Origin of the sequence: Spirosoma rhododendri (assembly GCF_012849055.1) — a bacterium.
Classification (GTDB): domain Bacteria; phylum Bacteroidota; class Bacteroidia; order Cytophagales; family Spirosomataceae; genus Spirosoma; species Spirosoma rhododendri.
The window spans coordinates 1,477,299-1,497,500 of the sequence record NZ_CP051677.1 but is presented as its reverse complement, the minus strand read 5'-3'; the positions used below and the strand labels follow the sequence as shown (position 1 = coordinate 1,497,500).

Annotated in this window: 18 protein-coding genes and 1 riboswitch (1 of these 19 cut by a window edge); of the genes, 6 read left to right on the top strand and 12 right to left on the bottom strand. The window is 54.4% G+C overall.

The features are described 5' to 3' along the window. On the top strand, positions 1–2,744 hold the 3' portion of the coding sequence (locus HH216_RS05955) for an AAA family ATPase (RefSeq protein ID WP_169549959.1). Its footprint begins 337 nt before the window's first position; the window shows 2,744 of its 3,081 coding nt (coding positions 338–3,081); its start codon lies beyond the left edge, outside the window; it ends in the stop codon at positions 2,742–2,744. Between the two features lie 85 nt (positions 2,745–2,829). Here the strand turns inward: HH216_RS05955 and HH216_RS05950 are convergent, their stop codons facing one another. From HH216_RS05950 to HH216_RS05940, 3 genes are all read right to left on the bottom strand, one after another. Next, positions 2,830–3,642 carry an enoyl-ACP reductase FabI gene (locus HH216_RS05950; RefSeq protein ID WP_169549958.1) on the bottom strand — a complete coding sequence of 271 codons (813 nt, stop codon included), beginning with the start codon at positions 3,640–3,642 and terminating at the stop codon, positions 2,830–2,832. 68 nt (positions 3,643–3,710) lie between these two features. Next, positions 3,711–4,718, bottom strand: a complete 1,008-nt coding sequence (locus HH216_RS05945; protein WP_169549957.1) for an alpha/beta hydrolase — start codon at positions 4,716–4,718, stop codon at positions 3,711–3,713. Then, positions 4,715–6,091: a methyltransferase RsmF C-terminal domain-like protein gene (locus HH216_RS05940; RefSeq protein ID WP_169549956.1), complete on the bottom strand. Its 1,377-nt coding sequence runs from the start codon at positions 6,089–6,091 to the stop codon at positions 4,715–4,717. The genes HH216_RS05945 and HH216_RS05940 overlap by 4 nt, the downstream gene beginning before the upstream one ends. A 93-nt stretch (positions 6,092–6,184) precedes the next feature. Here HH216_RS05940 and HH216_RS05935 point away from each other — a divergent pair, with 93 nt between their 5' ends. Together HH216_RS05935 and HH216_RS05930 are read left to right on the top strand one after the other, a co-directional pair. Further along, complete coding sequence (locus tag HH216_RS05935) at positions 6,185–6,694, top strand: KdsC family phosphatase (RefSeq protein WP_169549955.1); 510 nt, start codon at positions 6,185–6,187, stop codon at positions 6,692–6,694. Between the two features lie 13 nt (positions 6,695–6,707). Next, the gene (locus HH216_RS05930; RefSeq protein WP_169549954.1) at positions 6,708–7,775 is read left to right on the top strand and encodes an isoaspartyl peptidase/L-asparaginase family protein; all 1,068 of its coding nucleotides are present in this window, start codon (positions 6,708–6,710) and stop codon (positions 7,773–7,775) included. Between the two features lie 153 nt (positions 7,776–7,928). Here HH216_RS05930 and HH216_RS05925 read toward each other — a convergent pair whose 3' ends face one another. Then, entirely contained in the window at positions 7,929–8,750 is an 822-nt protein-coding gene (locus HH216_RS05925; protein ID WP_169549953.1) for an aminotransferase class IV, read from the bottom strand. Positions 8,751–8,965: 215 nt separating this feature from the next. Then, positions 8,966–10,633 carry an energy-dependent translational throttle protein EttA gene (gene ettA / locus HH216_RS05920; RefSeq protein ID WP_169549952.1) on the bottom strand — a complete coding sequence of 556 codons (1,668 nt, stop codon included), beginning with the start codon at positions 10,631–10,633 and terminating at the stop codon, positions 8,966–8,968. A 73-nt stretch (positions 10,634–10,706) separates the two neighbouring features. Between ettA and HH216_RS05915 the strand changes: the two genes are divergently transcribed. Further along, positions 10,707–11,981 (top strand): DUF349 domain-containing protein, encoded by a 1,275-nt coding sequence (locus HH216_RS05915; protein ID WP_169549951.1) that lies wholly within the window; start codon positions 10,707–10,709, stop codon positions 11,979–11,981. A 69-nt stretch (positions 11,982–12,050) separates the two neighbouring features. After that, positions 12,051–12,320, top strand: a complete 270-nt coding sequence (locus HH216_RS05910; RefSeq protein ID WP_169549950.1) for a hypothetical protein — start codon at positions 12,051–12,053, stop codon at positions 12,318–12,320. On the opposite strand, the gene serS is transcribed toward HH216_RS05910, so the two are convergent. The 7 genes from serS to HH216_RS05875 form a co-directional block, all read right to left on the bottom strand. After that, positions 12,317–13,606: a serine--tRNA ligase gene (gene serS / locus HH216_RS05905; RefSeq protein ID WP_169549949.1), complete on the bottom strand. Its 1,290-nt coding sequence runs from the start codon at positions 13,604–13,606 to the stop codon at positions 12,317–12,319. The two genes, HH216_RS05910 and serS, sit on opposite strands and share 4 nt — an antisense overlap. Further along, positions 13,606–13,998, bottom strand: a complete 393-nt coding sequence (locus tag HH216_RS05900; RefSeq protein ID WP_169549948.1) for a HEPN domain-containing protein — start codon at positions 13,996–13,998, stop codon at positions 13,606–13,608. Before HH216_RS05900 ends, serS begins: the two co-directional genes overlap by 1 nt. After that, on the bottom strand, positions 13,995–14,303 hold the full coding sequence (locus HH216_RS05895; protein ID WP_169549947.1) for a nucleotidyltransferase domain-containing protein: 309 nt from the start codon (positions 14,301–14,303) through the stop codon (positions 13,995–13,997). The genes HH216_RS05900 and HH216_RS05895 overlap by 4 nt, the downstream gene beginning before the upstream one ends. 23 nt (positions 14,304–14,326) lie before the next feature. Then, positions 14,327–15,652, bottom strand: coding sequence for an aspartate kinase (locus HH216_RS05890; RefSeq protein WP_169549946.1), 1,326 nt, complete (start codon positions 15,650–15,652; stop codon positions 14,327–14,329). A gap of 122 nt (positions 15,653–15,774) precedes the next feature. Continuing rightward, entirely contained in the window at positions 15,775–16,275 is a 501-nt protein-coding gene (gene ribH / locus HH216_RS05885; protein WP_169549945.1) for a 6,7-dimethyl-8-ribityllumazine synthase, read from the bottom strand. Positions 16,276–16,380: 105 nt separating this feature from the next. Continuing rightward, positions 16,381–17,076: a tetratricopeptide repeat protein gene (locus tag HH216_RS05880; RefSeq protein WP_169549944.1), complete on the bottom strand. Its 696-nt coding sequence runs from the start codon at positions 17,074–17,076 to the stop codon at positions 16,381–16,383. An 81-nt stretch (positions 17,077–17,157) separates the two neighbouring features. Then, positions 17,158–17,403 (bottom strand): DUF4926 domain-containing protein, encoded by a 246-nt coding sequence (locus tag HH216_RS05875; RefSeq protein WP_169549943.1) that lies wholly within the window; start codon positions 17,401–17,403, stop codon positions 17,158–17,160. A 75-nt stretch (positions 17,404–17,478) separates the two neighbouring features. Further along, a riboswitch (TPP riboswitch) is annotated at positions 17,479–17,576 on the top strand. Between the two features lie 60 nt (positions 17,577–17,636). On the opposite strand from HH216_RS05875, the gene HH216_RS05870 reads away from it, so the two are divergent. Beyond that, the gene (locus tag HH216_RS05870) at positions 17,637–20,027 is read left to right on the top strand and encodes a TonB-dependent receptor (RefSeq protein WP_169549942.1); all 2,391 of its coding nucleotides are present in this window, start codon (positions 17,637–17,639) and stop codon (positions 20,025–20,027) included. Positions 20,028–20,202: the final 175 nt, after the last annotated feature.

The following is a 20,202-nucleotide window of genomic DNA, read 5'->3' as shown; positions in this document are numbered from 1 at the left end:
TCAATAAAAACCGCAACGGTAACTGGAACGACTACGAGATGGAAGTAGCCGAGTTACCTGATGAAAAACTGCTCACCGAAAAGAAGCGGGAGGTACCTGGTTTCAACACTACGAAGATCGGTCTGACGTACGAGCAGTTTATTCGGTCGATGGTGCTGGCGCAGGGAGCATTCGACAAATTTCTGCGGGCGTCGGCCGGGGAGCGGAGTAAGTTGCTTGAGCAAATTACGGGTACCGATATTTACCGTCGGCTTAGTCAGCGGGCCCACACGCAGAATAAGCTTTACGAAGAAAACCTTCGGGAGAAGCAACAGGCGGTCGAATTGGTGCAGCTACTGACTGCCGAGCAGCTAAGCGAGCTCAAAACAACGAAACAGACCATCGACGCACGCCTGACGACCCTGACCGACGAGCTAACGTTTTACCGGGACGAAGCCAAGCGGGCAGAGCAACAGGAAGCGCTAGATAAAGACATTGCGCGGCTGGGCAGAAAACAGCAGGAGGCCGCCGACAAACAGGTTCGTTTTGCCCCTGACGCCGAACGGCTCGAACGGCACAGCCACGTGGCTGACCTGACGGAGTTGTTCAGCAATCTGAGCCACGCAGAAGGTACGCTGCAACGGGCACAGGGCGATCAGCAACGGGCAGAACAGGCTATACAGGGCTTACACAATGAGTTAGAAACCGTTCTGACAACGGCGCAACAGCTGACGCATCAGCCGGCCCTGTCGGAGCATACGCTGATTGCCCAGGTTACCGACTTCCGGGAGCGGGTTCTGTCGTTGACGCAGCAGATCGATCAGGAGCGCAAAAACGCCAATTCTCCCCAGCAGCGACTGGCGCACACCATCAAACAGGCCACCGACAAGTGGTTCCGCTCGCTGCGGCTTGACAATCTGGTTGTGATGGACGAGCAGGTTAGCGAGCGGAAACGTCAGGTCGGGCAACAGTTGGTCAAGCTCGAGGAAGAGTACGCGGCACTGGAAACGTCTGAGCAGGTTCAGCACGAAATCGAACGCCTTATCGATCAGGAGAAAAAGCTGGAGCGACTAATTCAACTGCAAAAAGATCAGCAGAAGCGATTGACGGAAGGCCTCAATCTAAAGAAACAAGTCGATGCGTACCAGGTAACGATTGATAGTCAGCGCCCTGCCCTCAACAAACTCCTTGAAGAGCTGACTACGCTGGAAGTTAAGCAAAAGGAGCTTGACGCGCAGAAGATTAAGCTGGCGCGAGAGGCTAATCTGGATGAGTTACGGAAAAGCCTAGTAGCCGGGGAAGCGTGCCCGCTGTGTGGTGCGACCCATCATCCTTATGCCCACCAATATATTCAGCGGACCGGTTTAATTGAGGTTGAACTACAAGTGGTGCAAGCCGATGTAAAGACAAAGCGTACTGATAGTGAGCAGTTAACCAAAACGATCATTCAATCTGAGTCTACCCAAAAGAGTCTCGATAACCAACGGCTTATTCTGCGCAACGAATACAAGGATAATCGGCAAACGATCGCCGAAGAGCTGATTGCGCTGGACCTCGACGAAAACATGCAGCCGGAGTTTTTGACCGATCAGCAACAGCATATACACGTGCAGCGGGAAGAGTTGACGACCTTGCTTTCGCTGTGGGAGCAGGACAGGGTGTTGCGGCAACTAACCGACGACCTGGCCGCACTGCACACAACGCAACATCAGGTAGAACGGCTGACCGAAGAACGCAATCAGCTTTTTACCGGGAATGACGTCAAAACTGCATGTGATCAATTGACGAATCGCTTTACAACGGTTCGTTCTGGTCTGGCGACGCAGGAGGGATTGCGCCAGCAAGCTACTGTAGCGCTGAGTAACGCCGGGCAGCAGACTACCGAACTGCACAGTCAGCTTCAGCCTGTATTGCAGAGCCGGGGTTTATCGGATATACAGACGGCGCGTCAGCAACTGCTGGACATGGACACGCTCCGCCGGTTACAGGCCGAAAAGCAGCAGCTCGCGGATGAAGCAACGCAACTGACGGCCAACCGTACCGACGCCGATCAACGTCGGCAGGCCCTGGTGGAAGCCCGCCAAACCGACTTGCCTTCTGATCAGATTCGGCAGCTTATTAGTGAACGTGATAAGGAGTTACGGCAGCAGACAGAGCAATTGGGCAAGATCAAACAGGCGCTCGATGCCGATGCAACGGAACACAAGCGGCACAAAACCCTGCTTAGCGACTTGAAAAAGCTGGACGACGCGGCCATGCCTTGGCGTGAACTGAACCGGCTGATCGGTAGCGCCAGAGGAGACGAGTACAGTCGATTCGCGCAGGGGCTCACGCTATCACAGTTAATCGGCCTGGCCAACCAACGCCTGCGCGACCTGTCGGACCGGTATCTGATTCTGAAGCCACGAGACGGGCAGGACGAACTCTTTGTGCTGGATCAGTACCAGGGTGGGGCAGAGCGTACGGTGACAAGCCTGTCGGGTGGCGAAACGTTTACGCTCAGCTTGGGGCTGGCATTGGCCTTATCCGATCTGGCATCGCAAAATATTCAGATCGACAGTCTATTCATCGACGAGGGATTCGGGACATTGGACCCCGAAGCGCTGGATATGGCGGTGGCGATGCTCGAGAAACTTCAGCAGGATAGTCAGAAAACGATCGGTATCATTTCGCACCGTCACGAAATAAAGGAGCGTATCAGCGTTCAGATTCAAATCGAGAAAGGAAATGACGGCAACAGTCGGGTTTCGATCGTCGAATTATAACCGGTATTCATAAAAAGAGCGGTGCCGGAAACACATTGCTTCCGGCACCGCTCTTTACTTATCGACGCTGCACGTCAGCGACTCATTACATCTTCAGCATTTCCATCAGCTCTTCCGACACGCCGGTCATTGAGAAGCCGCCATCGTGGAAGAGGTTCTGCATCGTGACCATCCGGGTGTAATCTGAGAAGAGCGTCATTACGTATTCAGCGCACTGATCGGCCGTCGCGTTGCCCATCGGAGCCATTTTCTCAGCAAATTCGTAGAACCGGTCGAAACCGCCAATACCACCACCCGCCGTTGTGGGCGTAGGCGACTGCGATACGGTATTGACACGCACGTTGCGGAATTTACCGTAGTGATAGCCGAAGCTACGGGCAATCGACTCCAGCGTAGCCTTGGCATCGGCCATGTCGCCGTAGAACGAAAACGTCCGTTGTGCGGCCATGTACGTCAGCGCGACAATCGATCCCCACTCGTTGATCGCGTCGAGTTTGTAGGCCGTCTGCATCATCTTGTGGAACGACATTGCCGAAATATCGACGCTCTGCTTGTACCAGTCGTAGTTCAGATCGGTGTAGGACTTACCCTTGCGGATGTTGGGGCTCATGCCGATGGAGTGCAGCACAAAATCAACCTTACCGCCCAGTACTTCCTGCGATTTAACGAACAGGTTTTCTAAGTCTTCCGTCGAGGTGGCATCGGCGGGGATGATTTCCGCTTCGCATTTCTCGGCCAGTTCTTTGATTGCCCCCATCCGCATCGCGATAGGCGCATTGGTCAGCGTGAAGATAGCGCCCTCTTCCTTTGCTTTCAGGGCCACTTTCCACGCAATTGATTTCTCGTCGAGGGCACCCGAAATGATGCCGCGTTTTCCTTTCAGTAATCCGTAAGCCATAACCTGCTCTTGCACAATTTATCGGGCAAAGATGCCGCTTTTTGGGGAAAGTCACGCCATTGGCCTGACTACTGTGGGTTTACGACCGGCAGATGCAGTACTCGCTCCATAAAGTCAGCCGTTGTTTGGTATACGCTCTTCAAATCGTCGGACGTGAAATGAGACGCGATGACGTGATGGTTAGCGTTTGAAATAGCGACCTTCTCTTTCTGATCGGCGGGGGTACCCAGTTCATCGAACATCGTCAGCATGGCCGGGACGGACACGGTTTCGTCCTGATGAGCTTCATCGCGGTAGTAGTAGGCCATAAACAGGGGCTGCTTCACTTTTGCGAACTGCTCGGGTGTCATCCATTCTTCCAACATGGTTTGCAGCGTAATCAGCCCGTTGGTGTGGTAAGTTGTCAGCCAGTACTTCGCCCGGTCGGGTTTGTAGGTGTTGATAACGACGCGGTCGCCCCCGAACACCTGCTGCATAATCTGCGAACTCCACGGCTTCGTCACCAGCCGCAGGGCCAGGTTGCGGGTAGCGATGCATGGTGAATACAGAATCAGGCCAGTAATTTCAGGATGATGTGCCGCCAGATACAGTGTGAGCATCCCACCGGCCGAGGTACCCATCACGATCACGTTTTCGCCCAGTGCTTTGCCGACTGCCAGTGCCCGCTCCGCCGATTCGGCATAGCAGGCTGGGGTCAGGTTTTTCATCGCATCGGGCGAGTTCACCCCATGTTCGCAGGTGCGGGCCAGGTACAGGTTGCAGCCGAATCGCTTCGCCAGTTGCCGATGAACCGGATCGCCCTCGGCCCAGCTAGCCCCGAAGCCGGGAATGTAGACAATGCTGTAGGGAGTCTTTTGCTTGTGTGCGCTGTCGGCCCAGACGATACGAGCTTCGTTGTCGGGGCGCAGGTTGTCCTTTTGCTCCGACTCCGCCAGTTCGCGCTCCAGTTCGACCAGATCCGTTTTCATGGCAATACGCGTGTTTTTGATCGAATCGAAATGCGTAGTCGGGCCAGCCAGATAACCGACCAGTAGTACGGCCAGCACCAGTCCGACGATGAGCAATATCCGTTTCATATGTATTCACGAATGTCCATCCGAATACGCCAGTCTTTGGGCAGGTAGTTGTTTACCCGCTGCCCGACGCCTTTCATCCAGCCCAGATTCAGCCCGCCGAACCGTGCTAGTTGCCAACCTTTCACCGGCTGATCGAGCACCAAGTTTTCTTTCTTGAAATACCGCAAGGCATCTTCCAACCCCAGCTCAACGCCCGGCAGGTCAGCGCGGATAGCGGTGCTGAGGGCCAGTGTATGCGACGGTATGAAGTCAGCCCCCTTGAATTGACCGAGTTCGACACCGAACCCTTTGCTGTGAATGGCACTGTCGAGAAACAAAAACGTCTTCTCCAGCGACACCGGAAGCGCCATCACGTCGCCGTTTGGTTTTTCCCAGTACGAGAAGTCTTTTGGGTGTTGAAGCCAGGCCGATACCGTAGCCGTTTCGCGCGGACGTAGTGCCCGGATGCTCCGAAACGTCCGGGCGTTCGACTTAACAGCCGCGGTGAAGCCCGTTTTTTCAAATACGCTGATAAAAAACCCTTCGCCTTTCACCCGGTGCGGGTAACACTGATAGCCCACCGCCCCGTCGACCCGCTTTTCCACGATTTGCCAGTCGGCGGGTAGATCAAGTGGTCGGTTTTTGAACCCGTTGGCGGCCAGATAGCGGATATTGTCGTCGTTCTCCTCCGCATTATACGTACAGGTGCTGTAGATGAGCACACCACCCGTGTCGAGTAGCGGAGCCGCAGCCGCCAAGATCCGTTTCTGCCGGGCCGAACACAGATTGACGTTATCCTCCGACCATTCGTTGACCGCTTCGGGGTCTTTCCGAAACAAGCCTTCGCCGGAGCAGGGTGCATCAACCAAAATCAGATCAAAATAGCCCGACAAATTGGTCAGGTCTTCCGGGTCGTGGTTACTGACAACAACGTTCGGATAGCCCCATTTGTCGATGTTCTGCCGCAGCACCGACACCCGGCTGCGAATCACTTCGTTGCAGATGAGCAGACTATCGGGCGTCAGCATCGACGCCAGCAGGGTGCTTTTCCCGCCGGGTGCTCCGCACAGGTCCAGCACCCGCAGCGGCCGGTTCAGCCTGACCGTTTGTCGCACGGCTTCGGCCAGTAGCATCGACGACGCTTCCTGTACATAGTAAGCCCCCGCCTGAAACAGCGGATCGACGGTGAAGTTGGGGCGTTCGGGCAGGTAGAAGCCCTCGGCGCACCAAGGTACTGGCTCCAGAGTCGCCGTGTCGAGGGCGGGTTTGCGCGGATTGACGCGAATACTAACCGGCGTCGGGCTTGTCAGCGCATCGAGAAATTGAGGGAAGTCTGCACCCAGTTGCGCGTTCATCTGATCGGCAAACGCTGGGGGCAGTGTCAGTTTGTTCATTAAACAAATGTACTGAAACGGAATAGTCTTTCGGGTACGGTTCCACGCTGGCACTTTGTCCGTATCTTCCAGCTTCGTACTTACTTTTCGTTTATGCCCATTTCAACTGACCGTTTCGCCCAGATTAAAACGTTTATTTTTGACATTGATGGCGTCTGCACCGACGGACGCGTGTACCTGCCCGAATCGGGCGACACCTACCGGACGTTTAACATCAAAGACAGTTTTGCCATTGCCCACGCCGTCAAAGCCGGTTATCGGGTCGGTATCGTTTCGTCGGCCAACTCCGAAGGCGCCCGCAAGTGGCTGACGACACTGGGGGTAAAAGACATTTTCATGGGTGGCCCCGACGATCAGAAAATCAACGCGTACCTCGGCTACGTCAGCCGCGACAAACTCAACGAGACCGAGATTGTGTACATGGGCGACGACCTGCCCGATCTGCCGATTCTGAAGCGCGATTTACTCAGCACCTGTCCGTCCGATGCTTCTCCCGAACTGCTCGACATCTGCCACTACATTTCGCCCCGGCAGGGTGGCGACGGTGCCGTACGCGACGTTATCGAGCAGGTGATGCGGGCGCAGAACACCTGGACTTCCTAACAAACTATACCTGATGAAAACGATACTTTTCACGACATTGCTCAGCGGTGCAGCCCTTATGACGCAGGCACAGGACCACGGCCCGATTACGCTGGTGATTCACGGCGGGGCCGGCACGATCACCCGGCAGAACATGACGCCGGAGAAAGAGAAAGCGTACCGGGCGGTGCTGAATCAGGCCCTGCAAACGGGTTACGCTGTCCTGAAGAAAGGCGGCAGTAGCATGGACGCCGTCGAAGCCACGATTCACGTTATGGAAGACTCGCCTTTGTTCAATGCGGGCAAAGGAGCGGTGTTTACCCACGACGGAAAGAACGAAATGGACGCGGCCGTGATGGATGGTAAAACGCTGAAAGCCGGTTCGATAGCGGGGGTGACGACCATTCGCAACCCGATTAGCACGGCACGGCGGGTGATGGACAAGTCGGAACATGTGATGATGATTGGCCCCGGCGCGGAAGCATTCGCCAAAGCACAGGGCATGACGATTGTCGATCCGTCGTACTTCTACACCGAAGCCCGCTGGCAGGGGTTGCAGAAGGCGCTGAAAGAAGAAAAGGTCGAACTGGACCACTCCGAAAAACCGACTAAAGCCACCGCCAAGCCCGACACGACCCGCAAAACCGGTTCGCGGCTGGACGAGCAGATTTTCACCGAGGGCAAGAAGTTCGGTACCGTTGGCTGCGTCGCGCTCGATCAGGCGGGCAATCTGGCGGCTGGCACATCGACGGGGGGTATGACCAACAAACGCTACGGCCGGGTAGGGGATGCCCCGATCATCGGCGCGGGCACCTACGCCAACAACGCGACCTGCGCCGTATCGGCAACGGGCCACGGCGAATACTTTATCCGTTCGGTGGTCGGTTACGACATTTCGGCGTTAATGGAATACAAAGGCTTATCGGTGCAGCAGGCGGCCGACGAAGTGGTGATGAAGAAACTGGTCGAACGTGGGGGCGAAGGGGGCGTTATTGCCCTCGACCGGAAGGGAAATTTCGCGATGCCGTTCAACTCCGCCGGTATGTATCGCGGCTATATCAAAGCCGACGGTAGCAGCGAGGTGATGATTTATAAGGATTAGTGGTGATGATTTTCAGTTCATGAACGATCAGATTTTTGTCATCCCGACGTCAGGAGGGATCTTCGGTAGTTGGCGATCCAGTTAGCTATAACCGAAGATCCCTCCTGGCGTCGGGATGACAAAAAATTCGATCCACTTCTTCCGTCTACACGATCACCAATTCGAAATCAATTCATCAACCTGTTCAAGCAGGAACTTCGCTTTCGGCCCGACTTTACCATCGCCGATAGTCAAATCACCAACCTGCGTGATGGGTAGTACTTTCTTGGTCGAACTAGTCGTAAACGCTTCCTCTGCATCGTATAGATCAGACAGGAGCACCGGCCGTTCGATGACTTCGAAATCGCTCTGCGCCAGTTGCATCACCAGTCGCCGAGTGATCCCATGCAGGATATTCCGGCTCGGCGTAATTAGTTGACTGCCTTTTACCAGAAAGAAATTACTCCGGCTCAGTTCACTGATTTCGCCCCCTTTCTGATACAACACATCCGACGCACCCGCTGCCCGAATCGCCTGCGCCAGCAGAATCACTCGTTTGTAGTCGGTGCTCTTTACCTCGGCCATTTCCCGGACGTACTCATCCAGAATAACCTTGATACCCTGCTCATACTGACTAGCTGACGTCGCGTGGATCGGTTCGGTCAGGATTAGCAGGTTTGGCTTCTCGATGCTGATACTGTCGGCAGAATAGCCACCGGTCAGGATGAAGCGTACGCCAACGTCGCTACCTCCGCCCTGCTCGATTAGCTTCATCACAACGGCGTAGGTTTCGGCCTTGCCGAGCGGCAGCGGCAGGTGCATTCGCATGGCTGAGTTCTGAAAGCGTTCCCAGTACCAATCCCATTGAAACGGCCGACCGTTGTAGGTTAGAAAGTAATCGAACAGGCCGTAGCCGCGTAACAAGCTAAGATCGGTCACACCTACAGCTAATTGATCAGTTGGGGCAATGGTGCCGTTGAAATACCCGTAATGCATAACCAGATTTTGAACAGACAATTCAATCGATAAACCTGTCTGAAAGGTCGTTTGTAAATCATTTTGCCATTCCGAGCCTGCGAGGAATCTCCCTTTGGCGCGAATGTCCCCGTCATTTACGGAAGATTCCTCGCAGGCTCGGAATGACAAAGTCAGTGCGATGATAAAAGCCCTAAATAGCTTCAACAACAATACGTCAATTACCTGACTAGCTGTTAAACCAGCTTCTTGTACTTGATCCGGGTGGGGGTGGCATCGGTGCCGAGCCGTTTGCGCCGGTTTTCTTCGTATTCAGAGAAATTACCTTCAAACCAGTACACCTGCGAATCTCCCTCGAACGCCAGAATGTGGGTGGCGATACGGTCGAGGAACCAGCGGTCGTGGCTGATGACGACGGCGCAACCAGCGAAGTTCTCCAGTCCCTCTTCCAGCGCCCGCAGCGTGTTCACGTCCAGATCGTTGGTCGGCTCATCGAGCAGCAGCAGGTTGGCCCCTTCTTTCAACGTCATCGCAAGGTGAACCCGGTTGCGCTCACCGCCCGACAGCGTGCCGATTTTCTTTTCCTGATCGGCCCCGGCGAAGTTGAACCGGCTCACATACGCCCGCGCGTTCGACTGCTTGCCGCCCATCATGATCCATTCGTTGCCGCCCGAAATCGTCTCGTACACCGATTTGTTAGGGTCAAGCCCGTCGTGTTCCTGATCGACGTAAGCAACCTGAACGGTATCGCCCACGGCGAAGCTACCCGCATCAGGTTTATCGCGGCCGGTGATAAGCTTGAATAGTGTGGTTTTACCCGCACCGTTCGGCCCGATTACGCCCACGATACCGCCCTGCGGCAGCCGGAAACCGAGGTGCTCGAACAGCAGCCGGTCGCCATAGGCTTTCGCCACGTCGTCGGCTTCAATTACTTTAGCACCCAGTCGCGGACCGGCCGGAATAAAGATTTCTAACTTCTCGTCGCGCTGTTTGGCGTCTTCGCTCAGCAGTTTTTCGTAGGCTCCCAGGCGGGCTTTCGACTTAGCCTGACGCGCTTTCGGGGCCATGCGTACCCACTCCAGTTCGCGTTGCAGGGTCTTCTGCCGCTTCGATTCAGTCTTTTCCTCTTTCGCCAGCCGCTGCTGTTTCTGGTCGAGCCACGACGAATAGTTACCCTTCCAGGGGATACCTTCGCCCCGGTCGAGTTCGAGAATCCAGCCCGCCACGTTATCGAGGAAGTAGCGGTCGTGGGTTACGGCGATAACGGTACCGGTGTACTGCCGCAGGTGTTCTTCCAGCCATAGCACCGACTCCGCGTCGAGGTGGTTGGTCGGCTCGTCGAGCAGCAGGACATCGGGTTGTTGCAGGAGTAAGCGACACAGGGCCACCCGGCGTTTTTCACCTCCCGACAGGTTATCGATCAGCGCGTCGGCGGGGGGGCAGCGCAGCGCGTCCATTGCCCGTTCGAGTTTCTGATCCAGTTCCCAGGCGTTATGGTGGTCCAGTTTTTCCTGCACTTCACCCTGCCGGGCCAGCAGTTTGTCGAAATCAGCGTCGGGATCACCGAAGGCTTCGTTGATTTCGTCGAACTCTTTCAGCAGAGCCACCACTTCCTGCACGCCTTCTTCCACAACTTCACGCACGGTTTTCCCGGCCGTAAACTGTGGTTCCTGCTCAAGCATACCAACTGAGTAACCGGGCGAGAAAACCACCTCCCCCGTATAGCTCTTATCGATACCAGCGATAATACGAAGCAGCGTCGATTTACCCGATCCGTTGAGACCCAGTACACCGATTTTTGCGCCGTAGAAAAAGGACAAATAGATGTTTTTTAGGATTTGTCGGTTTGGCGGAATAGTTTTACTCACGCCTGCCATAGAGAAAATTATGGTTTCCTGACTCATTAATTTCTAATAGATTTGTGTTGGCAACTACCCCAAAATTAACCTTCAGCGCAGCCTTAACCAAGATACAAGAATGGAAAACGCTTCACTGGTAGATGAATACGGTTACGTCTTAGACGGAAAGGTATTTTTGAAAGGCTACCTGGAATACGAAGATCGGCAGATCGGCGAAGTTAAACGAACAGAGCAGGAAGCGCTCGATTATTTCAAAAACCGCTTTATCATCGCCGAAAGTAAAGTCAGCCAGCTTGAAAAGGACATTGAAGAAGCCCAAAACAAAGGCTCGTACCTGACCAAGCTGATGCAGCTCCGCAAAAAACTGATTCAGTTTGATGCGCTCGGTGACTTCCCACCGCTCCTGAATCGGCTTGACGCACAGGAGGCCATCCTGGCAGATTTGATTACGGTCAATCAGCTCAAGAATCTGGAGATCAAACGGGCACTGATTGCAGAAGCGGCTACGATGGTCGACAGCACGGAGTGGCGCGAAACGGCCGATGCATTGCAGGAGGTCAAGACGAAATGGATAAAGACCGGGCCTGTCGATAAGTCGGTCGAAGCCGACGTGGTCAATGAATTTCAGGCGTTGCTCGACGGTTTTTTCACGCGTCGGCGCGAGTTCTTCAACGAGCAGAACAAGGTTATTCAGGAGCGGCTTGACAAGTACGACGAGCTGATCCGACTGGCCTTCCGCGCCAACCGACTCGGCGACCTCGACGCAGCCTTCCAGGAGGTTCGGAAGCTCAACAACGCCTGGAAACAGGTGGGCGAAGTTCCTATCAAAAAAAGCGGCAAGCTGTACAAGCAGTTCAAGAAAGCAACGACGACTTTTTACGCCAAGTACAACGACGCGAAGGGTATCGTAATCGAGAAAAAGATCGACCCACGCATCGAGGCTCAGATGAAGATGGCCGACGAAGCCGAATCACTCGCCAAACAGGATGATATCTTCGCGGCTGCTGAGCGGGCTAAAGTACTGCTCAACAGCTGGAAAGAGGTGAAGGTACCGTTCAAGATGCAGGATAAGTCGCTCAACGACCGGTTCCGGGCTGCCTGCGACAAGATCTTTGAGCTGAGCTATCTCGGCCGGGTTCTGACACGCAAATACCCGGCGTTCGGTTTGAAGAGTCAGGCCGAACAGATTCGGACGAAGATTCGCGAAATGGAATACCTGGTCAAGCGGGAGAAAAACGACCTTCAGTTTGCCTTGCAGGATGCCGACGGTCTCGACCCGAACAATGACGAAGACAAGCAGGCACTGAACAAGATCAACACGCAGAAGCGGAAGATCGCAATGAAAGAAACCATCCTGCGTGAGTTCCAGAAGCAATTGGAAATCGCCAGCTAATACTGGATACCCCAATAAACAGCAAACGCGCCCCGGCAACTACCGGGGCGCGTTTGCTGTTTATAAGATATGGAAACGAACCAAGTTGATACTACCGCGCTGGAAACAGCCTTTCGCGACGCCATCGTCCCCGGCAAATTCGTCCGCATCGAATACCTAACCGACCTCAGCGAATTCATCAAAACTGACGCACTACTGAAACGGCACTTCGAGCAGGACGGCGCTGAATACCTTGAACTGGGCCATGGCGAACTCGTTCCGCTCAACCGGGTTATCAGCATCAGCGGTAAGCTGTCGCCTAACTTTCCCGGCTACACGAATTACTCCTGCGACTGTTAGTCGATTCGATCGAAGCCGCAGTACGGTACCAGTACGTCGGGGATACGAATACCCTCGGCGGTCTGGTTATTTTCCAGAATCGACGCCAGAATACGGGGCAGGGCCAGCGCCGAGCCGTTGAGCGTATGCAGTAATTGCATCTTTCCGCTGCCGTCTTTCGTACGCAGCTTAAGCCGGTTGGCCTGATACGTTTCGAAGTTCGACACGGAGCTAACTTCCAGCCACCGCTGCTGCGCAGCCGACCATACTTCCATGTCGTAGGTGAGTGCCGATGTAAAGCCCATGTCGCCACCGCAGAGCCGCAGAACGCGGTAGGGGAGTTCAAGCTTTTGCAGCAACGATTGTACGTGCAGGCTCATCTCTTCCAGCGCAGCGTACGAATTCTCAGGCTTTTCGATGCGCACAAGTTCTACCTTGTCGAACTGATGCAGGCGGTTCAGCCCCCGCACGTGAGCACCCCACGAACCGGCTTCACGCCGGAAACAGGGGGTGTAGCCAGTGTTCTTGATAGGCAGTTGCCCTTCCGGCACGATCACGTCGCGATACAGGTTAGTAATGGGCACCTCCGCCGTCGGGATCATGTACAGCTTCTCTTCGTTGATGAAGTACATCTGCCCTTCCTTGTCGGGCAGTTGCCCCGTACCGAAGCCAGAATCTTCATTAACAACGATGGGCGGCTGCACTTCCACGTAGCCAGCTTTCAGGGCTTCGTCGAGGAAGAAGTTAATCATCGCCCGCTGAATCCGGGCGGCTTTGCCTTTGTAGACGGGAAAGCCCGCACCGGTGATCTTAACGCCCAGCTCAAAGTCGATGAGGGGACCACCGTCGGGACCGTACTTCTTAATCAGCTCCCAGTGGGGTTGTGCGCCGTCGTACAGCGTCGGCTTCTCGCCATGCTCCAGCACAATCTCGTTGTCGTCGGCGGTCCGGCCTTCCGGTACGCTGCTATGCGGCACGTTCGGAATCGTCACCAGCACGTTCTGCAACTGCTGCTCGACGGATTTCAAGCTTTCTTCCAGCTCCTTCGAGCGGCTTTTCAGCTCGGCCGTTTCGGCTTTGGCGGCATTGGCTTCGGCCTGCTGACCAGCTTTCATCAGCGCACCAATTTCTTTCGCTTTTACATTCGACTGCGCCAGCGTATCGTCGAGGTCGCGCTGTGTGTCGCGCCGTTGCTGATCGAGCGATAGTACCTGATCGACAGTCGGTTCAGCGTTGGCAAAATGGCGTTTGGTAAGTCCGGCCAGCACGGCGTCGCGGTTCTCGCGGATGTAAGCAAGTTGAAGCATTAGTCAGTATCGATTAGCTGTTTGATGACAGCAATAAATTCTTCGGTTTGGGCAAGCAAGGGTACTACGTCGTCAGCCGTAAAGACAGCAAAATCCTCGTAGTCGCTATCCTGACGGAACCTGAATAGCCGAGCGTAAAACTTTGCCCACTGCTCATCAATGCGTCCCGCCTTGCTGTACTGCTCGCCAAGCATCAGTTTTACGCCCACGTGCGATTTTACCCGGATGTTATCGTTGAGCATAGCGGCAGTCACTGCGTGGAAAGCTGCGTAGTACAAGCGATTGACAGCTCCGTCCCAGTGATGATTATCGACCATCGATTTAGCGGCATCCAGATCATTTGTCGACTTTTGCAGCCGCCAGGCGACAACTTCTTCCTTGGTCCTTTTCATAGCTGCCGGCCATCATCCTTAATGTTTTGGTATAGGTCGGTAACCTCCAGATCTTCCCATTCACCTTTCTGATGCACAAGCGTGCTGATAAGCTGTCGGCTCGCCAATTCGACATCGTATAGCTGGTCTCGGATTGTATGCGTCAACGTCCGATTAGCCGGTTCGTCGGTCAGCACCAGAAAATCCCAGTCGGAGTCGTCGCGAAAGTCGCCCCGCGCGCGGGAACCGAACAGCCAGATTTCGGCCTGCGGGTCAATCGCTAGTACCGTGCGTTTTACTTCGCTCAAAAACTGTTCGTCGGTCATGGTCGGGCGCGGGGCTTGCGTTTTTAGCGGGCAAACAGGCCGTCGTTCAGGGCGTTCAGGGCATCGGCTTTGTACTTACCGTGTATCAGAAGCGACAGGTTACTTTCGGTGCCGCCGTATGAGATCATCCGAATCGGGATGTTCTGCATGGCGTTGAACACTTTCAGCGCAACGCCTTCATTGTCGGCACTGAAATTACCAACAATGCAGATAATCGTCTGGTCATGATCGGGTTCTTCCAGTGTGCAGAACGTGCTCAATTCGTCGGAAATTTCCTGAATTCGGTCCGTATTGTCAATCGTAACTGACACTGATACCTCCGACGTCGCCAGCATATCGACCGGCGTTTTGTACTTCTCGAAAATCTCGAAAATACGACGCAGGAAACCGTAAGCGTTCAGCATACGAGTCGAGTGGATGTACAGAGCTGTGATGCCATCTTTCGCAGCAATGGCTTTGAACACCTCGCTCGAAGTCCGGTCGGCGATGAGTGTGCCGGGAGCGGCAGGTTCCATCGTGTTTTTCAGCCGAACGGGTACGCCAAACATCCGGGCAGGCGTGATAGTCGACGGGTGCAGTATTTTCGCGCCGAAATAAGCCAGCTCAGCCGCTTCGTCGAACGTCAGCTCGCGCACCGGGAAGGTGTTCTTAACGATCCGCGGGTCGTTGTTGTGCATCCCATCGATGTCGGTCCAGATCTGGATTTCGTCGGCCCGGATGGCCCCGCCGATCAGCGACGCCGTGTAGTCGGAGCCGCCCCGCTTCAGATTGTCGACCTCACCCCGTGGGTTGCGGCAGATGAAGCCCTGGGTCACGATGATCTGCTTGTCGTCGTGGGCGGGCAGCATCTCGGCCAGCGTTTCCTCCGTGAATTTGATTTCGGGTTCGTTGTCGGCGTCGATCCGCATGAATTCCAGCGCGGGCAGCAGAGCCGACGGTACGCCTTCCTCCGCCAGATACGCCTGAAACAGCTGCGTGCTGAGTAACTCGCCCTCAGCTACCAGTTCTTTTTCCTGCTTCAGCGTGAACGGCTTGATACCGACCAGCGACCGGATAAACGAAAACTCGCTGTCGATCACCTGCTGACCAGCCGCCTTGCCCGCTTCGGTCGCGTACAGATCGGCCACGAAGGTATCGTAGTGCGCTTTCAGTGCGTCGATTTTCGCATTGGCGTCGTCGTCGTTGCTGGCTTTCAGCGACTCGCCGATGGCCAGTAGCGCGTTTGTTGAGCCGGACAGAGCCGACAGCACAACGACTTTACGCGTATTATCTTCAGTAATCAGGTTACGGATGGAGCGCATACGCTCGGGTTTCCCGACAGACGTGCCTCCGAATTTCCAGACGTGCATTGTAAAAAGCGAAAGAGTGAATGAGTGAAAGAGCGATTTTCGAGCCGGTCAGCAGAGTTAGCAGGTGAACCGCGGATATGGGCGATTGTAATCGCTCTTTCGCTCTTTCACCCTTTCGCTCTTTACAACCGGCTATATACCTGCTTTTGTAGGCCGAGCATTTTAATGGCGGTGATGGCGGCTTCGTCGCCTTTGTTGCCGTGTTTGCCGCCTGCCCGGTCGAGGGCCTGCTGCTGATCGTTGGGCGTCAGGACGCCGAAAATAACGGGCTTGCTGGTCTTCAAACTAACGTTGGTCAGGCCCTGCGCCACCGCATTGTTGATGTAGTCGTTGTGCTTTGTTTCACCCTGAATGACACAGCCGAGCGCAATCACCGCGTCGATGTCGTCGCGCTGGGCGAACCATAGCGACGCCAGACTAAGCTCATAGCTACCCGGTACGTTGCCCCGAACAATGTGGTCAGGACTGACGCCATACTGTACCAACGTGTCGTAAGCACCCTGGAACAGGGCCTCCGTTACATCGGTGTTCCACTCGGAAACGAGGATAGCAAACCGGCGGTGGCTGACGTCGGGTAATTCAGACGTACTAAATACGCTTAGATTTTTTAGTTCAGAGGCCATAAGAGATCGTCGATTCAGACGGGCAAAACTAAGAGGTTATGAAAAAGGGACAAAACCGGTCGGCTCTGTCCCCTGCTGTCTGCTGTACTGACTACTCAGATCCGTCTACGACTGACCACCCGTAGACTCCAGCAACGCCTTGTATTTTCGGGCGTTTACGGCTTCTGACGATTGCGCGTATTTCTCGATGATCTGATTGTATGTGTCGATGGCCTTGTCGTTCTGTTTGGCCTGCTCGTAGGCAATAGCCAGCTTGTTCAGATAACCGGGCGTAAAGAACTTGTTTGGCTTATAGTCGGCAGCTTTCTGGTAGTAGCTGATCGCGTCGTCGTAGCTTTTCTTCTGCATGTACGCATCGCCGATGAGCGCATAAGCACGAGCCTGCACCAGCAGGTCGGATGCGCTGAAACTCTTCAGATGCTCAATCGCGTCGTCGTATTTGCCGTCTTTCAGCAAACCAACACCGGCGTAAAACTCCGCCAGATTACCAGCGGGCGTAGCACCGTAGTTATCAGCAACGGCCAGCAGACCGGGCGTCTTGCCATCGCCGTTGAGGGCTCTTTTCAGCGAGTCGGATTCGATCTGGTATACCGACGGGAACAGATCAGCCTGCGCCGTCTCGTCCTGGCTGCTTACGTAAAACTTGTAGCCAATAAAGCCGACGGCAGCCAGTATAATGGCACCCAGCACACCCAGAATAATTTTCTGATTCTGCTGAAAAAAGTCGCCTACTTCTTCGAACCGTCCTTCCAGTGCATCGGGATCTTCCAGAAAATCCAGCCCGCTATTCTTCTTGCTCATCTGTTTGCAATTTGGACTGCAAAAGTAGACATATTTGTCTGAGTGGAAAAGCGTAACAGTCAAAACTTTACGGGGCCGATGTTACTGCGCTTCGGATTGCGACAACGCCGTTAGATCACGGGCTGCCAGCACCTCAGACGACCGTACGGACCGCACCTGATGCGGCAGTAACGTTTCAACGGCTACGGCTTCACCCGTCAGCGTAACAAACTCAACCTCAAACGCTTTTCCTTCGTTGTATACGGTCAGAATCGTGCCAACATCACCCACTTTTAACCGATCGTTATCTATGTCTTCGGTCAGCACGACCAAATCAAATTCACCCATATCACACGTAATTTGTTTACCAGACAACGACCAACCCCGGGTCTTGTTATGTTAATTTTAGTTTAACTTTACGCCGATCTTACACAGGGGTGCCTTACTATAACAGGCTGAGATTATACCCATTGAACCTGATCCGGGTAATGCCGGCGAAGGGAACCGGATTAAAAACCACATACATTTTTCGTTTTTACTAAAGGTAGGTTTGGCCCCTTTGCCTATCGTCCTGCTTTCTTATGAAAGGACAGACGTTTCTACCTCTACTGACGGTCGGTCTTGGGCTGTCGGTTGTGTCGGTTCAGGCACAGTCTTCCATTACGGGTATTGTGCGCGACGCCGATGGCTTATTACCGGGCGCAGCCGTAACCATCGATGGCACGTTTAAAGGTACACTGACCGACCCATCCGGCGCGTTCAGAATTACCGATGTCAAGCCCGGCCCTGTAACGTTGCGGGTATCGCTGCTGGGCTACCAACCAATCACGCAGACCGTCGATCCGGCATCGACGGCACCTATCGTTATTCAACTGGCAAAGTCAGCCATTGCGGTTGATGAGGTGGTGGTGAGCGCGACGCGGGCCAACCAGAAATCGGCGATTGCGTACACAGACATTAGCCGTCAGTATCTCGACAAGCTAAACCTGGGTCAGGATATCCCTCAACTGCTCAATTTCACACCCTCGATTGTGACCACGTCCGACGCGGGGGCGGGCGTGGGCTATACGGGCATCCGCATCCGTGGGTCCGACGCCACGCGGGTCAACGTGACGCTCAACGGTATTCCGTATAACGACGCCGAATCGCAGGGGACGTATTTCGTCGATATGCCCGATTTTGCGTCGTCAGTCAGCACGATACAGATTCAGCGGGGTGTTGGCTCATCAACCAACGGGGCCGGTGCGTTTGGCGCGTCGATCAATATTCAGACGAATCAGTTACAGGAGAAACCGTATGCCGAAACGAACATTTCCGGCGGATCATTTGGTACGTATAAACTGAACGTACTGGCTGGAACGGGCCTTATCAAGTCGGGCGCGACCCCGGGCCATTTCGTACTAGATGCGCGGCTGTCGAAAGTTCACTCCAACGGCTATATCGACCGGGCGTTTTCCGATCTGAAATCCTTCTACCTGTCGGGTGGGTACTACACGAAAAAAAGCTTTTTCCGGCTCAACATCTTTTCGGGTGTCGAGCAGACGTATCAGTCGTGGGGCGGGGTGCCGGAGAATCTGCTGAAAACGAACCGGACATACAACCCGTACACGTACGAAAACGAAACCGACAACTACCAGCAGGATAATTACCAGTTGATTACGTCGCACGAACTGAGCCGTAACTGGCGACTGAATGTGTCGGGTTTTTATACAAAAGGGCGGGGTTATTACGAGCAGTATCGCCCTAACGACCGGTATAGCAACTACGGCCTGCCCAACGTGGTTATTGGCGACTCTACTATTACCCGGACCGACATTATCCGCCGTCGCTGGCTCGACAATGATTTCTACGGCAGTGTCTTTTCGCTGGACTACAATAGCTACGGTAAACTGACGGCCTACATTGGTGGGGGCCTGAACGAGTACAAAGGCGGGCACTACGGCGAAATTATCTGGGCGCGTATCGCGGGCAACACCAACATCCGGCAGCGGTACTACAACGACAATGCGACCAAACGCGACGCGAACCTATACGCCAAGGCTTACTACCAGTTTACGTCGAAGCTGAATGCCTTCGCCGACCTGCAAATCCGCCGGGTCGATTACTCGTTTCTGGGTTTCAACAGTCAGTTGCAGAATGTGCAGCAGGACGCCAACCTGACGTTTTTCAACCCCAAAGCAGGAGCCACCTACACGATTGATGATGAGAACACGGTCTATGCATCGGTAAGTGTGGCCCATCGCGAACCCAACCGCGACGATTACACACAGTCGACACCCGAAAGTCGGCCACGCGCGGAACGGCTGATCGACTATGAAGCGGGTTACAAACTACAGCGCCGGCGGGTGTCGTTTACGGCCAATGCATATTTTATGAATTACCGCGATCAGCTGGTATTGTCGGGTCAGCTGAACGACGTAGGTGCCTACAACCGGGTCAACGTGGCGCGCAGCTACCGGGCGGGTATCGAGCTGGAGTCGGCGCTGCAACTGGCGAAGAAACTCCGCTGGAACGTTAACGCGACGTTCAGCCGCAACCGGATTCAGAACTTCACGGAGTATCTCGACAATTTCGACAACGAATCGCAGGAATCGCGGCAGTACAGCGAAACGGACATTTCGTTCTCGCCGAACGTCATCGGTGGTTCGCAGCTACTCTTTACGGCGGCAAAAGGGCTTGAGCTGGGTCTGTTATCGAAGTACGTCGGTAAGCAATACCTCGACAATACGTCGAACGAAAGCCGGAAGCTGAGCCCGTATTTCACCAACGACATCCGGGTGATTTATTCGCTGAAGCCCCGCTTCGCGCAGGAACTGACGTTTACGCTACTGTTCAATAACGTATTCAACGAACTGTATGAATCGAACGGCTACACCTACGCCTACATTTCGGAAGGGCGCGTACAAGCCGATAACGGATACTACCCACAGGCCGGGCGTAACTTCCTGGCGGGTGTCCGGCTGCGGTTTTAATCGCTGAATTTTTGACATGTTGAACAGGCCATTCGGAAACGGATGGCCTGTTTTTTTGTAATGACCGGTCTCTATGGAAAAAGAAAATGGCCGGGATAGAACCCCGGCCTTTTCATGCGACACCAATATAAAAAGTGATTCTTAAGAATAGATTCGGTCGGCAGCAGATCGACTG

Excerpts from the sequence above, each read along its gene's own strand:
- HH216_RS05950 (WP_169549958.1), bottom strand. The coding sequence starts at position 3,642 with ATGGCTTACGGATTACTGAAAGGAAAACGCGGCATCATTTCGGGTGCC.
- HH216_RS05945 (WP_169549957.1), bottom strand. The coding sequence starts at position 4,718 with ATGAAACGGATATTGCTCATCGTCGGACTGGTGCTGGCCGTACTACTG.
- HH216_RS05940 (WP_169549956.1), bottom strand. The coding sequence starts at position 6,091 with ATGAACAAACTGACACTGCCCCCAGCGTTTGCCGATCAGATGAACGCG.
- HH216_RS05935 (WP_169549955.1), top strand. The coding sequence starts at position 6,185 with ATGCCCATTTCAACTGACCGTTTCGCCCAGATTAAAACGTTTATTTTT.
- HH216_RS05930 (WP_169549954.1), top strand. The coding sequence starts at position 6,708 with ATGAAAACGATACTTTTCACGACATTGCTCAGCGGTGCAGCCCTTATG.
- HH216_RS05925 (WP_169549953.1), bottom strand. The coding sequence starts at position 8,750 with ATGCATTACGGGTATTTCAACGGCACCATTGCCCCAACTGATCAATTA.
- ettA (WP_169549952.1), bottom strand. The coding sequence starts at position 10,633 with ATGAGTCAGGAAACCATAATTTTCTCTATGGCAGGCGTGAGTAAAACT.
- HH216_RS05915 (WP_169549951.1), top strand. The coding sequence starts at position 10,707 with ATGGAAAACGCTTCACTGGTAGATGAATACGGTTACGTCTTAGACGGA.
- HH216_RS05910 (WP_169549950.1), top strand. The coding sequence starts at position 12,051 with ATGGAAACGAACCAAGTTGATACTACCGCGCTGGAAACAGCCTTTCGC.
- serS (WP_169549949.1), bottom strand. The coding sequence starts at position 13,606 with ATGCTTCAACTTGCTTACATCCGCGAGAACCGCGACGCCGTGCTGGCC.
- HH216_RS05900 (WP_169549948.1), bottom strand. The coding sequence starts at position 13,998 with ATGAAAAGGACCAAGGAAGAAGTTGTCGCCTGGCGGCTGCAAAAGTCG.
- HH216_RS05895 (WP_169549947.1), bottom strand. The coding sequence starts at position 14,303 with ATGACCGACGAACAGTTTTTGAGCGAAGTAAAACGCACGGTACTAGCG.
- HH216_RS05890 (WP_169549946.1), bottom strand. The coding sequence starts at position 15,652 with ATGCACGTCTGGAAATTCGGAGGCACGTCTGTCGGGAAACCCGAGCGT.
- ribH (WP_169549945.1), bottom strand. The coding sequence starts at position 16,275 with ATGGCCTCTGAACTAAAAAATCTAAGCGTATTTAGTACGTCTGAATTA.
- HH216_RS05880 (WP_169549944.1), bottom strand. The coding sequence starts at position 17,076 with ATGAGCAAGAAGAATAGCGGGCTGGATTTTCTGGAAGATCCCGATGCA.
- HH216_RS05875 (WP_169549943.1), bottom strand. The coding sequence starts at position 17,403 with ATGGGTGAATTTGATTTGGTCGTGCTGACCGAAGACATAGATAACGAT.
- HH216_RS05870 (WP_169549942.1), top strand. The coding sequence starts at position 17,637 with ATGAAAGGACAGACGTTTCTACCTCTACTGACGGTCGGTCTTGGGCTG.